The sequence below is a fragment of the Pseudomonas sp. GW821-FHT02C04 genome, assembly GCF_059421845.1.
Genome location: NZ_JBWKVT010000007.1, coordinates 315,207 through 327,836, shown reverse-complemented (window position 1 = coordinate 327,836; position 12,630 = coordinate 315,207). Strand labels below are relative to the sequence as shown.

The 12,630-nt window shown below is 58.8% G+C and carries 12 protein-coding genes; 3 read left to right on the top strand and 9 right to left on the bottom strand.

All coding sequences use genetic code 11. The annotated features are described in order from the left end of the window. Nucleotides 1-79: 79 nt before the first annotated feature. The 6 genes from msrQ to AC07VV_RS24405 all read right to left on the bottom strand — a co-directional run bounded on the left by msrQ (nt 80) and on the right by AC07VV_RS24405 (nt 6,069). Nucleotides 80-703, bottom strand: coding sequence for a protein-methionine-sulfoxide reductase heme-binding subunit MsrQ (msrQ, locus tag AC07VV_RS24430; RefSeq protein ID WP_495037695.1), 624 nt, complete (start codon nt 701-703; stop codon nt 80-82). Then, nucleotides 703-1,716: a protein-methionine-sulfoxide reductase catalytic subunit MsrP gene (gene msrP / locus AC07VV_RS24425; protein WP_495037694.1), complete on the bottom strand. Its 1,014-nt coding sequence runs from the start codon at nt 1,714-1,716 to the stop codon at nt 703-705. The genes msrQ and msrP overlap by 1 nt, the downstream gene beginning before the upstream one ends. Nucleotides 1,717-1,779: 63 nt before the next feature. Beyond that, nucleotides 1,780-2,637 carry a CDP-diacylglycerol--serine O-phosphatidyltransferase gene (gene pssA / locus AC07VV_RS24420; RefSeq protein WP_085712132.1) on the bottom strand — a complete coding sequence of 286 codons (858 nt, stop codon included), beginning with the start codon at nt 2,635-2,637 and terminating at the stop codon, nt 1,780-1,782. Between the two features lie 148 nt (nt 2,638-2,785). Further along, nucleotides 2,786-3,802, bottom strand: a complete 1,017-nt coding sequence (gene ilvC / locus AC07VV_RS24415) for a ketol-acid reductoisomerase (protein ID WP_003228216.1) — start codon at nt 3,800-3,802, stop codon at nt 2,786-2,788. 48 nt (nt 3,803-3,850) lie between these two features. Continuing rightward, a complete protein-coding gene (gene ilvN / locus AC07VV_RS24410) occupies nt 3,851-4,342 on the bottom strand; it encodes an acetolactate synthase small subunit (protein ID WP_003205610.1) in 492 nt (163 codons plus the stop codon). A gap of 2 nt (nt 4,343-4,344) precedes the next feature. Further along, nucleotides 4,345-6,069, bottom strand: coding sequence for an acetolactate synthase 3 large subunit (locus tag AC07VV_RS24405; RefSeq protein ID WP_495037693.1), 1,725 nt, complete (start codon nt 6,067-6,069; stop codon nt 4,345-4,347). Nucleotides 6,070-6,469: 400 nt separating this feature from the next. Between AC07VV_RS24405 and AC07VV_RS24400 the strand changes: the two genes are divergently transcribed. Next, on the top strand, nt 6,470-6,886 hold the full coding sequence (locus tag AC07VV_RS24400; protein WP_495037692.1) for a DUF4124 domain-containing protein: 417 nt from the start codon (nt 6,470-6,472) through the stop codon (nt 6,884-6,886). Nucleotides 6,887-6,904: 18 nt separating this feature from the next. Here the strand turns inward: AC07VV_RS24400 and AC07VV_RS24395 are convergent, their stop codons facing one another. From AC07VV_RS24395 to mrcB, 3 genes are read right to left on the bottom strand one after another with little or no spacing between them, the layout of a single operon-like run. After that, nucleotides 6,905-7,240 (bottom strand): YqcC family protein, encoded by a 336-nt coding sequence (locus AC07VV_RS24395; RefSeq protein WP_192559002.1) that lies wholly within the window; start codon nt 7,238-7,240, stop codon nt 6,905-6,907. After that, a complete protein-coding gene (locus tag AC07VV_RS24390) occupies nt 7,240-7,986 on the bottom strand; it encodes a tetratricopeptide repeat protein (protein ID WP_096820920.1) in 747 nt (248 codons plus the stop codon). Before AC07VV_RS24390 ends, AC07VV_RS24395 begins: the two co-directional genes overlap by 1 nt. Before the next feature lie 16 nt (nt 7,987-8,002). Then, nucleotides 8,003-10,327 carry a penicillin-binding protein 1B gene (gene mrcB, locus AC07VV_RS24385; RefSeq protein ID WP_495037691.1) on the bottom strand — a complete coding sequence of 775 codons (2,325 nt, stop codon included), beginning with the start codon at nt 10,325-10,327 and terminating at the stop codon, nt 8,003-8,005. A gap of 117 nt (nt 10,328-10,444) precedes the next feature. On the opposite strand from mrcB, the gene AC07VV_RS24380 reads away from it, so the two are divergent. Continuing rightward, the gene (locus tag AC07VV_RS24380; RefSeq protein ID WP_495037690.1) at nt 10,445-12,001 is read left to right on the top strand and encodes a bifunctional aminoglycoside phosphotransferase/ATP-binding protein; all 1,557 of its coding nucleotides are present in this window, start codon (nt 10,445-10,447) and stop codon (nt 11,999-12,001) included. Nucleotides 12,002-12,092: 91 nt separating this feature from the next. After that, on the top strand, nt 12,093-12,437 hold the full coding sequence (locus tag AC07VV_RS24375) for a pentapeptide repeat-containing protein (RefSeq protein ID WP_096820917.1): 345 nt from the start codon (nt 12,093-12,095) through the stop codon (nt 12,435-12,437). Nucleotides 12,438-12,630 lie beyond the last annotated feature (193 nt).

The following is a 12,630-nucleotide window of genomic DNA, read 5'->3' as shown; positions in this document are numbered from 1 at the left end:
TTGAACTTCAAGGAGTTTTCCGTTTCGACTGCGCCGGAAGTGGGGCGAATTATAGGCCTCCAGAATCTGCCGTCAACTCTTAATTGCGCTTTTCTTGCAAAACCTGCCTTTTACCCAGCAAACGCGGGATTCGACGGGCTACCGGCGGAAGCCGCAGCACAAGAAGCAGCCCACCTATAGAGGCATAGACCGCCCACTCCTTGAGATCGGCGCGCACAATCCACAGCATATGCAGCAATCCAAGCCCGAGAATCACATACGCCAGCCGGTGCAACTTCTTCCAGCGCGCACCCAGACGGCGCTGACTATAGCGGTTGGACGTCACCGCCAATGCCAGCAACCCCAGGAATCCAAGCGTACCGACAATAATGTACGGACGCTTGCGCAACTCCACTCCCAGTTGCGACCAGTCGAAACCCAGAATGAATGCCATATAGCTGCATAAATGCAGAACCACATACGCAAAACACCAGAGCCCCAACTGCCGGCGCACAGCGATCCACCCTCCCCACCCCGTAAGCTTCTGCAGCGGAGTCAGGCTCAACGTGATCAGTAGCAACACCAGCGTCCCGAGCCCAAGTCGATCAACCAGGACTTTTCCGGGGTCTGGCCCGAGCAGATCCTCAAAGGCCTGATAGAACCACCACAACGGCCAGATAGCCGCCGCAATAAAAACGCCCACACGCCAGAACGGATATCGCATCAGTAATTCTTCCGCAGATCGAGCCCTGTATATAAAGAAGCGACTTCGTCCGAGTAACCGTTGAACATCTGCGTATCACGCACATTCGGCTTGAACAGACTATTAGGAAGGCGCCGTTCCCGAGCCTGAGTCCAGCGAGGGTGATCAACCATCGGGTTCACATTTGCATAAAAACCGTATTCATCGGCCGCAATGCTTTGCCAGGTCGTCTTTGGCTGCTCACTGACCAGACTGATCCGCACGATGGATTTGACACTCTTGAAGCCATACTTCCATGGCACCACCAGACGCAACGGCGCACCGTTCTGATTTGGCAATTCACGGCCGTACATGCCCACAGCCAGGATCGCCAATGGATTCATCGCCTCATCCAGACGCAAGCCTTCTACATAAGGCCAGTCGATCAGGGCAAAACCCGACCGCTGTCCGGGCATGCTCTTGGGATCCTGCAAGGTTTCAAAACGAATGAATTTGGCATTGGACGTCGGCTCCACCTGCTTGAGCAGCGCCGAAATGGGAAAACCAATCCAAGGGATGACCATCGACCAGGCCTCGACACAACGCAGGCGATAGATGCGTTCCTCCAACTGGTAAGGCTTCATGAAGTCCTCCAGTGCATAGCGCCCCGGCTTCCCCACCTCCCCGTCCACCACCACACTCCAGGGTTCGGTCTTCAGTGATCCGGCATTGGCCGCCGGGTCACCCTTGTCGGTACCGAACTCATAGAAGTTGTTGTAGTGGGTCGCGTCCTTATAGGGCGTGATCACCTCATCCTTGACGTTCACCGCCCCCCATTTAATAGAAGGCTGTTTTTCGGTAAACCAGGCGGGCGCATTGCCAGACTCGACATCCGCATAACGGGCGGCCTCTTCGGCACTGGCCCAACGCGGCAAACTACTCACGGCCAAGCCTGCCGCAGTTGCTCCGAGCAATTGCCGGCGAGAGAGATAAATGGATTCAGGCGTGACGTCCGACTCATGGCAGTCGGACGCTTTGGGGATTTTGATCAGCATGACAACTCCGCAGTTTTGGAGGACAGATGCACCCATAGACTGCGGAGTATGAGGGAAATTACATCACTCGACGTTTTTGTGGCGACGAAGATGCAACAGGTACTGCACAGGGCCCGAGGCCGCATAGGCAAGGAACACCAACAGCAGAATACGCGGAGGATCACTGAACACCACGGCGAACACCAGCACCACCGCCAGGATCGCCACGAATGGCACGCGCCCTTTCAGGTCCAGCTCCTTGAAGCTGTTGTACTTGATGTTGCTGACCATCAGCATGCCGGCAGCTGCCACCATCAGTGCAACCAGGAACGACATCTTCGAACCCTGGATCCCGTAATCGCTGAATGCCCAGACAATCCCCGCGACCACACCGGCAGCTGCCGGACTGGCCAGACCGATGAAGTAACGCTTGTCTGCGGTGCCCACCTGAGTATTGAAGCGCGCCAGACGCAACGCCGCACCGGCCACATAGATGAAGGCGACCATCCAACCGACCTTGCCCATGTCACCCAAGGCCCAGCCGAATGCCAGCAATGCCGGCGCGACGCCAAACGCAACCATGTCCGACAGCGAGTCGTACTCGGCACCGAATGCACTTTGCGTGTTGGTCATGCGCGCCACACGACCGTCGAGACCGTCGAGCACCATGGCAACAAAGATCGCGATAGCCGCGAAGGCGAAGTACTTGCTCGCATTCGCCGAGTCCCCGGCGCTCAACGCAGCCTGGGCGCTCATCGAATTGATGATGGAATAGAACCCTGCAAACAGGTTCGCAGTGGTGAACAGATTCGGCAAAAGATAGATACCACGATGCCGGACTTTACGACCTTCTGCGTCATGCCCTTCTTCGACATGCTCATCGATGGGCAGCAGGCTTTCGGCGTCTGAAGCCTGGTTCGGCTCTTCGGGGCGTTCGCTCATGGACATTACCTTGCAACGGATTGGACATTTTCGACAGGTGTCTGGGACGACGGTTCGGCCACAAACGATGCAGCTTTATACCAGAACCGCCCGCCCATACGAAAAAACGCGGCCGAGGCCGCGTTTTTTTCATACAAGGGTCGACGACTTAGTTTTTGGCTTTGTCGACGATCTTGTTGGCACCGATCCACGGCATCATGGAGCGCAGTTGCTCGCCGATGATTTCGATACCGTGAGCGGCGTTGTTACGACGCTTGGCGGTCATCGAAGGGTAGCCGGTTGCGCCTTCGCTGATGAACATTTTGGCGTATTCGCCGTCCTGAATACGTTTCAGGGCGTTGCGCATGGCCTGACGGGACTCGGCGTTGATTACTTCCGGGCCGGTCACGTACTCGCCGTACTCAGCGTTGTTGGAGATCGAGTAGTTCATGTTGGCGATACCGCCTTCGTACATGAGGTCAACGATCAGTTTCAGTTCGTGCAGGCACTCGAAGTAGGCCATTTCCGGCGCGTAGCCAGCTTCAACCAGGGTTTCGAAACCGGCTTTTACCAGTTCAACGGTACCGCCGCACAGAACGGCTTGTTCGCCGAACAGGTCGGTTTCAGTCTCGTCCTTGAAGGTGGTTTCGATGATGCCGGTACGACCGCCACCAACGCCGGCGGCGTAGGACAGTGCAACGTTCTTGGCGTTGCCCGAGGCGTCCTGGTAGATCGCGATCAGGTCAGGGATACCGCCGCCTTTCACGAACTCGGAACGTACGGTGTGGCCCGGAGCTTTCGGCGCGATCATGATCACGTCAAGGTCGGCACGCGGAACAACCTGGTTGTAGTGGATCGCGAAGCCGTGGGAGAAGGCCAGGGTGGCGCCTTTCTTGATGTTCGGCTCGATTTCGTTCTTGTACAGGGAAGACTGGAACTCGTCCGGGGTCAGGATCATGACCAGGTCGGCAGCAGCAACGGCGGAAGCAACGTCAGTCACTTTCAGGCCATGGGCTTCAGCCTTGGCAACGGTAGCCGAACCTTTACGCAGACCGACGGTAACGTCGACACCGGAATCTTTCAGGTTGCACGCTTGAGCGTGGCCCTGGGAGCCGTAACCGATGATGGCAACTTTCTTGCCCTGGATGATCGACAGGTCGCAGTCTTTATCGTAGAAAACTTTCATGAATTTCCCCTTTATATCCAGGCCGTTCAGGCCATTCGCTAATTTGGTTTAGATGCTGAGTACTTTGTCGCCGCGGGCAATACCGGTGACGCCACTACGGACGGTTTCCAGAATCGATGCGGTGCCGATGGATTGAATGAAGCTGTCGAGCTTGTCGCTGGTACCGGTCAGCTGAACGGTATACACGCTGGCGCTGACATCGACGATCTGTCCACGGTAAATATCGGTGGTGCGTTTGATCTCGGCGCGCTGGGCGCCAGTGGCCTTGACCTTGACCAGCATCAGTTCGCGCTCGATGTGAGCACTTTCCGACAGGTCCACCAGCTTGACCACTTCGATCAGCTTGTTCAGGTTTTTGGTGATCTGCTCGATGATTTCATCGTGGCCGACAGTGGTCAGCGTCAGACGCGACAGGGTCGGGTCTTCGGTTGGCGCCACGGTCAGGCTTTCGATGTTGTAGTTGCGCTGCGAGAACAGGCCGACTACGCGAGACAAAGCACCGGGTTCGTTTTCCAGAAGCAAGGAAATAATGTGCCGCATGATTAGGTACGCTCCGTCTTGCTCAGCCACATATCGCGCATGGAGCCGTCTTTGATCTGCATCGGGTAGACGTGCTCGCTGGTGTCGACCGAAATGTCGAGCACCACCAGGCGATCCTTCAGGGCGAACGCTTCTTCCATCTTCGACTTCAAATCTTTCGATTCGGTGATGCGCACGCCGACGTGGCCATAGGCCTCGGCCAGCTTGACGAAGTCGGGCAGCGATTCCATGTAGGAGTGCGAGTGACGGCTGCCGTAACTCATGTCTTGCCACTGACGAACCATGCCCAATACACCGTTGTTCAAGATCACGATCTTGACCGGCAAACCGTATTGCAGGCAGGTCGACAGCTCCTGGATGTTCATCTGGATGCTGCCTTCACCGGTGACGCACGCAACGTCCGACTCAGGGAAGCTCAAGGCGATACCCATCGCGGCCGGCAGACCGAAGCCCATCGTGCCCAGACCACCGGAGTTGATCCAGCGGTTCGGCTTGTTGAACTTGTAGTACTGCGCAGCAAACATCTGGTGCTGACCCACGTCGGAGGTCACAAAGGCGTCGCCCTTGGTCACTTCGCACAGGGTTTCGATCACGGTCTGCGGCTTGATCTTGCTGCCGTCGCCCTTGTCGTAAGGGAACAGGCCGCGATCACCACGCCACTCGTCGACTTGCTTCCACCAGCTGGCGACCGCTTCCTTGTTCGGGGTCTCGCCGATTTCCTTGAGGATCGCAACCATTTCGGTCAGGACGCTCTCCACCGGGCCAACGATTGGCACGTCAGCCTTGATGGTCTTGGAAATCGAAGCCGGGTCGATGTCGATGTGAATGATCTTGGCGTTCGGGCAGAACTTCGGCGCGCCGTTGATCACGCGATCGTCGAAACGCGCACCGACCGCCAGGATCACGTCGGCATGGTGCATCGCCAGGTTCGCGGTGTAGCTGCCATGCATGCCGAGCATGCCGATGAACTGACGGTCAGTGCCAGGGTAGGCACCCAAGCCCATCAGAGTATTGGTCACTGGCAGGTTGAGCATCTTCGCCAATTCGGTCAAAGGCTCCGAACCGTGGCCCAGAATCACACCGCCACCGGCGTACATCACTGGACGCTTGGCTGCCAGGAGCATTTCTGCTGCCTTGCGGATTTGTCCCGAGTGACCGCGAACGGCCGGGCTGTAGGAACGCAGTTTGGCTTTCTTCGGGAAGATGTATTCGAACTTCTCGGCCGGGTTGGTCATGTCTTTCGGGATATCGACCACGACCGGGCCCGGACGACCGGATTGCGCCAGGTAGAAGGCTTTCTTCATGACTTCCGGGATTTCCGACGCGTGCTTGATCATGAAGCTGTGCTTCACGATCGGCCGGGAGATACCGATCATGTCGGTTTCCTGGAACGCGTCGGTACCGACCATGGTGCTTGGCACCTGACCGGAAATGATCACCATCGGAATCGAGTCCATGTAGGCCGTGGCAATACCGGTGATGGCGTTTGTGGCGCCTGGACCGGAAGTCACCAATACCACGCCGGCTTTACCGGTGGCACGGGCGTAGCCGTCAGCCATATGGGTAGCCGCTTGTTCGTGACGAACCAGGATGTGGGTCACTTCCGGTTCTTTGAACAGGGCATCGTAAACATGAAGGAGAGCACCACCCGGGTACCCGTAGATATATTTGACGCCTTCGTCACGCAAGAAGCGGACGAGCATCTCACCGCCAGATAAAAGCTCCACGTTGTTCACCTCTAAAACGCCAGAATACCGTCCACAAAAAGGCGAACGGGTCTTAATAGGTTTACTTCTCGGCAGAGCATGAGCGACGGTGGTCGCCGACTACGTCAGCACTGACTGAGCAAGTATTGGGATCGTCCCAAGTGTTGCGGGCCTTTCCCACCCAGCGCGAGGTAACGCGTTGCGGGTGTAACAGGTCGACGCGGATATGCGCCTCATGATCTGCCGAGAGGGTCTGCTTCTGGCAGTCCCTGTACAGCGGACTTTGGATTCTTCTGTTTCGCCCTCTCCAAGTCAAGCCGTCAATGTGCTTAATTGTGGGTAAGCACATGAGAACGCAAGAAAAAACCTGAAAAGCGCTACTCTGATAGCGTCAATTGCGCAATTTTGCCAAGGAATCAGCATGCGAACGCTCCTCGTCATACTGCTGATCGGCCTCAGCCCCTGGTGCATGGCCGGTCAGATCTACAAATGGGTCGATGCCCAAGGTGTCACGCATTTCGATGCGCAGCCGCCGCAGGGTCAATCGGCGACCACAGTGCAAACGCCGCCCTCGCCCGCTCCGCGCCCTGTTGCCATGCCCGGCAGCGGCGCGTTGGGCGATCAGAAAGCCATCGACGACAAGGTCAGGAAACAGGTCGCCGAGCAACAGGCTCAGCTAAAAACCTTCTGCGAACAGGCACGCACGAACCTGGCGCAGCTACAGAACAATCCGCGCTTGAGGGAAGAGACCGAGGGGGAACTGCGTCGGCTCAGCGATACGCAACGTCAGGAGCGTATCGCTGAGACGCAGAAGCAGATTGCCGAGAACTGCCAGTGATCACTGGCAGTCGGCCGTTCAGCGCGAAGCAGTGATCAGCAGGTCGAACTCTTTGAGCAACACCTGCAACTGCCGATCCTTGCCCTGCAGATTGCGCTGGGCGAAGACCATTTCGGCCATTTCCTGAATGCCCGAGGCATTGGGCAATGGCAGGTCCTGCTCGAGGATCATCTTCATCCGTGGCAGGAAGATCCATTGCAGCCACTGTTCGAAATCGAGAGTGTCGACCGAGAATGGCTCGACACTGCTCAAGGCTTCAGCCGAAGGCTGGACGTCATCCCACCAGCCCTGGGTGCGCAGTTCGCGCTCGATCAACAGCAGTTGATCGGCGACTTTCGAGAAGCGAGCGTCCATCACAGCGAAACCTTGGCCTTCTGACGGGCCAGTGCGGCGCCGGCGGAATCACCCTGTTTTTCGCGAGCCTGGGCAATCAGTTCCCACAGGCTGGCCTGCAAGTCCGGACGACCGTTGGCCATGGTCAGCGCGCGGCGGGCAGTTTGCTCGGCTTGCGGGGCATCGCCCTGAGCCATGCGCACCTGCGCCAGACGGTAAAGCACTTGTGGCTCACGCGGGGCAACACGCTGAGCGCGCTCAAGGCTGGAGGACGCACCGTTCAGATCGCCACCGGCCTGCTGTTGCTGCGCGGTAGTCAACAAGGCGAGCACCGGACCGTCCAGTTGCTCGTCGGCAGACAGACCGCCGCCGCTGCTAGCCGATGGAATGCCGCTAGGCGTCGAAGGCATGCTGTAGCTGCCGGAGCTGATCGGTGCCGATTCGACCGGCGAAGGGTTGTATGGCCCCGCTGTGATACCACCGGACGCCGGACCCGGAACGATCGGCGAGCTGCTGATCGGCGTTGACGTCGCAGCGCCGCCCGGCACCATCACCACCACACCGGTATCGCCCTGCGGGATAGCCTGAGTCTGGCCCTGCACAGGACGTTTCACCGTCGTCTGGCGGAAACCGCCATTGGCCGAAATGCGTTCGCTGTTAGACACAGCCGTGCCCGAATCGACAACCGGGATCGAACCACGCTGTACGGTGGAGCAGCCGCTGAGCAAAGCCACGGCGGTCACCGCTGGAATCAACCACTTGTTCACTTGAAACCCTCTTCGCTTAATTCATCCAGCCCTTGACCCAATCCATCACCGACTCGCTCGACGCCGGGCTTTCGCCCGCGCAGGAGGCGCCGGGTGGCGGTTCGCTGCCGCGAATATACGGCATCTGCACGGCGCCCGGACAGTTGGCATCAGAGCCCTGGCCGGTACGCGAATCAACCCACGCCTGAACCACGTTGTCCGGCTGCGGCATGTCCAGCGGCAGCGGATCGGCCTTGCGCATGAAACTGGTCCAGACCTGCAACGCACCGGTAGCACCGGTGAACGGCGTCTTGCCGTTATCGTCGCGTCCGAGCCAGACCACTGCCAGCAGATCCTGACTGAAGCCGGCGAACCAGCTGTCGCGCGAATCGTTACTGGTACCGGTCTTGCCGGCCAGCGTCAGGGTCTTGGGCAACACGTTGTAGACCGAGCTGCCGGTACCTTCACGCATGACGCGCTGCATGGCGTTCTGGATCAGGTAGATCGAGGCCGGATCGAAACGCTGCTCGATCTGGAACGGATAACGCTTGAGCGGCTCGCCCTCGGCGGTCAGCACGCTGCGAATCCCGCGCATCGGTGTATTGAAGCCACCGTTGGCGAGGGTCTGGTACATGGTCGCCACTTCGATCGGCGTCATGCCACCGGCACCCAGCAGCATCGACGGGAACGCCGGGAACTCACGGGTTACGCCCAGGCGCCCGATGGTCTTGAGGACATTCGGAACCCCCACCGCCAGCCCGAGACGCGAGGTCGACAGGTTGTAGGAGTGCGCCAGCCCTTGATAGAGGAACACCGTACCGTGGGAGCGACGATCATAGTTCTGCGGTTTCCAGACCTGACCGTCTGCGCCCTTGATGGAAAGCGGATCGTCCGACAGCCAACTGGTCAGCGTGTACTGGCTTGGTTTCTCCAATGCCGTCAGATAAACCGCAGGCTTGACCAGCGAGCCGATCGGCCGCACCGCATCCAGCGCCCGGTTGAACCCGGCGTAACTGGCCTGACGGCTGCCGATCATCGCCTGGACTTCGCCGGTTTCCGGGTTGGTCACGACCATCGCCGCTTCCACGTCATCGGAACCCTTGCGACCGGAAAGGCGCTTGAAGGTGTCGTTGACCGAAGCTTCGGCTTTCATCTGCAGGATCGGATCGAAACTGGTGAAGATCCGCAGACCTTCCTCGGTCAAGTCTTCGTCGCGGTAGTCTTCACGCAATTGACGCTTGACCAGGTCGATGAAGCCCGGGAACGAGCTGTCGGCCAGTTTGCCGCGCGAGGTCACGCCCAGCGGCATTTTCTTCGCGGCTTCCACCTGCTCGGCAGAGGCGACACCCTGCTGCTCAAGCACGTCGAGCACCAGGTTGCGGCGCTCCAGCGCACGCTCGGGGTTGCGACGCGGATTGTAATAGGACGGACCTTTGACCATGCCGACCAACAGCGCAACCTGATGCAGTTTCAGCTCGGACAATGGCTGGCCGAAGAAGAACTGACTGGCCAGACCGAAACCGTGCACCGCACGCTGACCGTCCTGACCGACGAAGACTTCATTGAGGTAAGCCTCAAGAATTTCCTTCTTGTCGTAATGCACCTCGAGCAACAGCGCCATCATCGCTTCGGTGAGCTTGCGCGTCAGGCTGCGTTCGTTGGTGAGGTAGAAGTTCTTGACCAGTTGCTGGGTCAGCGTACTGCCGCCCTGAGTCATCTTGCCCCCAGAGGTGTTGACCCAGATGGCCCGGGCAATCGACTTCGGCGACACGCCCCAGTGACTGTAGTAATCCCGGTCTTCCACGGCGACCAGGGTTTCCAGCAGGTACGGCGGCACCTGATCGAGTTTGATCAGAATCCGGTCTTCGAGGTTTTTCGGGTAGATCCCGCCGATCATCAGCGGCTCCAGACGCACCACCGACAGCTTCGAACCGTTGGTCGCCGAAAGCTCGGCCACGTAGTCACCGGAGAAACGCACGCGCACCGGCTGCGGTTTCTCGAGGCCTTCATAGAACTGGAAGCCACGGGTGTTCAAATCGACGGTATTGCCGTTGACGGCGGCAGCGCCGGGGCCATTGCTCACGGCTTCGCGGCGATAGCCGAGGGCATCGAGTTCGGTGAGAAAATCGTCCTTGCTCAGTTTCTGTCCGACGAACAGCTCGAGCGGACGCGCGTATACCTTGGCCGGGATGGTCCAGCGCTTGCCGGAGAACTTCTCCTGCACCACCGCATCGAGGTAAACGGCGAAGCCAGCCAGCACCACAAGGCCGACCAGACTGAGTTTAAGGGCCCAGCCCAACCATGGGCTCAGGCCCCGGGAAGGTGGTTTTTTAGGGGTGCGGGGGGATCGAGTACGAGTCATGGCGGCGGATTATACGCACTTTATTCATACTCAACAGGAGCGCTCCGAGGTTTGCGTCGGGCTGGCGAGCGGCCATAATGGCGACCTCGAATTTCCCCAGTCTCTGAAGGATCGCCTGTGAGCCAGTCCCTGATCGCCGCCCTGCAAAACCCGGCCCTGTTTGCGCACCCTGTCGAAGGGTTTCAGGTCATCGAAACCCATATCTCGTGGGTCCTGCTCACTGGTCCTTTCGCTTATAAAGTGAAGAAGCCGGTGAACTTCGGCTTTCTCGACTTCACCAGCCTCGAATCCCGCGAGCATTTCTGCGGCGAAGAACTGCGCCTCAACCAGCGCCTGACCGACGATTTGTATCTGGAAGTAATTCCGGTCACCGGCACTGCCGAAGCCCCTCAACTGGGCGGCGAAGGCCCGGCCATCGAATACGTGCTGAAAATGCGCCAGTTCCCGCAGACCGGCCTGCTGAGCACCCTGCAAGCCAATGGCGAGCTGACCACCACACACATCGACGAAATGGCCGAGCAGATTGCTCGCTTCCACCTCAGCGCGCCGAAAGTCCCGGCCGAGCACGATGCCGGCACCCCTGAAAGCGTGATGGCGCCGGTACGCCAGAACTTCGAACAGATCCTGCCGTTCCTCAGCGACAAAGCCGATCTGCTGCAACTGGATGCCCTGCAAGCCTGGGCCGAAAGCAGCTTCGAACGCTTGAAGCCGTTGTTCGCCCAGCGCAAGGCACAAGGTTTCACCCGCGAATGCCACGGTGACATTCACCTGGGTAACGCCACGCTGATCGACGGCAAAGTGGTGATTTTCGACTGCATCGAATTCAACGAGCCGTTCCGCTTCACCGACGTCTGGGCCGACACCGGTTTCCTCGCGATGGACCTGGAAGACCGTGGTCTGAAATCCCTGGCCCGCCGTTTCATCAGCCAATACCTGGAGCTGACCGGCGACTATCAGGGCCTGGAAGTACTGAACTTCTACAAGGCATACCGCGCGCTGGTCCGTGCGAAAGTTGCGCTGTTCAGCATGCCTGCCGACGCAACGCCGGTGCAGCGCGCCACTACCCTGCGCCAGTACCGCAACTACGCCAACCTGGCGGAAAGCTACAGCACCATTCCTTCGCGCTTCATGGCAATCACCCACGGCGTATCCGCTGTAGGCAAAAGCCACGTAGCCATGCGTCTGGTCGAGGCGCTGGGCGCAATTCGCCTGCGTTCCGATGTGGAGCGCAAGCGTCTGTTCGGCGAACAAACCGTCGCCAACGATGTTCAGGCCGGCATATACAGCGCCGATGCCAGCGCCGCGACTTATGCTCGTCTGCATGAAATCGCCGAAGTAATCCTGCACGCCGGTTTCCCGGTAGTGATCGATGCCACTTACCTCAAGCGCGAACAACGTGACAGCGCAGCCAAGGTCGCCGAGGCCACTGGCACGCCGTTCCTGATCCTCGACTGCAACGCGCCACAAGCGGTGATCGAGAGCTGGCTGGCCCTGCGTCAGGCAGACAAAAAGGATCCGTCCGACGCCACACTGGCGGTGATCGAAGCGCAACAAGCCAATCGTGAAGCGTTGACCCCGGACGAAATCCTGCGCAGCAAGCGCGTGCAGACCAATGAGTCCGGCACCCTGGACACTGTCGTGGCGCAAATCCGCCAGCGCCTGCCAGGTCTGTAAGAAACTATTTCGGCCGTGAAGCCCTCGCTCGCTTCACGGCCGTCAAATAGTGGCACTATACTGGCGTCATAAAACCAACAGGTGATCTGACATGAGCCAGCCGAAACTTCTCGACACCCCGCTTTATGCCTTGCTGCACAAAGACGACATAACCGGTTTCAACAAAGAACGTCCGAAAGACGGTCCGATCGACATGGTCGGCGGTGATTTTCGCGGCCTCGACCTGCGTGAACTGAACGCCGATGGCGTGGATTTCCGGGACGCCTACTTCCGTTCCGCTGATCTGCGCGGCATCGACTTTCGCAACGCCGCACTGGAAGGTGCGAGCCTGGCCCATGCGCAGATTTCCGGTGCTTACTTCCCGCCGGAACTGAGTGCAGACGAAATCCTGATGTCGATGAACTTCGGTACACGCCTGCGCTATCGCACTCGCTAAGCCACCGAGAGGCCGACCCGTCCAGCGCCCCCGCTTTGCGCTGGACTGCGTGCTATTCGTTCTTTTCCCACGCCCTCCCCGTCCTGATCCATCAGCGAAAACCTGACCTTTCTTAGAAGCGTTTGCGTCTAATCCGACCAAACAACCACGCTTTTCCTACTGATGGCTACACTCCTGAGAAGCTCGCCCACGC

Excerpts from the sequence above, each read along its gene's own strand:
- AC07VV_RS24400 (WP_495037692.1), top strand. The coding sequence starts at position 6,470 with ATGCGAACGCTCCTCGTCATACTGCTGATCGGCCTCAGCCCCTGGTGC.
- ilvN (WP_003205610.1), bottom strand. The coding sequence starts at position 4,342 with ATGCGGCACATTATTTCCTTGCTTCTGGAAAACGAACCCGGTGCTTTG.
- mrcB (WP_495037691.1), bottom strand. The coding sequence starts at position 10,327 with ATGACTCGTACTCGATCCCCCCGCACCCCTAAAAAACCACCTTCCCGG.
- pssA (WP_085712132.1), bottom strand. The coding sequence starts at position 2,637 with ATGAGCGAACGCCCCGAAGAGCCGAACCAGGCTTCAGACGCCGAAAGC.
- ilvC (WP_003228216.1), bottom strand. The coding sequence starts at position 3,802 with ATGAAAGTTTTCTACGATAAAGACTGCGACCTGTCGATCATCCAGGGC.
- AC07VV_RS24395 (WP_192559002.1), bottom strand. The coding sequence starts at position 7,240 with ATGGACGCTCGCTTCTCGAAAGTCGCCGATCAACTGCTGTTGATCGAG.
- AC07VV_RS24375 (WP_096820917.1), top strand. The coding sequence starts at position 12,093 with ATGAGCCAGCCGAAACTTCTCGACACCCCGCTTTATGCCTTGCTGCAC.
- msrP (WP_495037694.1), bottom strand. The coding sequence starts at position 1,716 with ATGCTGATCAAAATCCCCAAAGCGTCCGACTGCCATGAGTCGGACGTC.
- msrQ (WP_495037695.1), bottom strand. The coding sequence starts at position 703 with ATGCGATATCCGTTCTGGCGTGTGGGCGTTTTTATTGCGGCGGCTATC.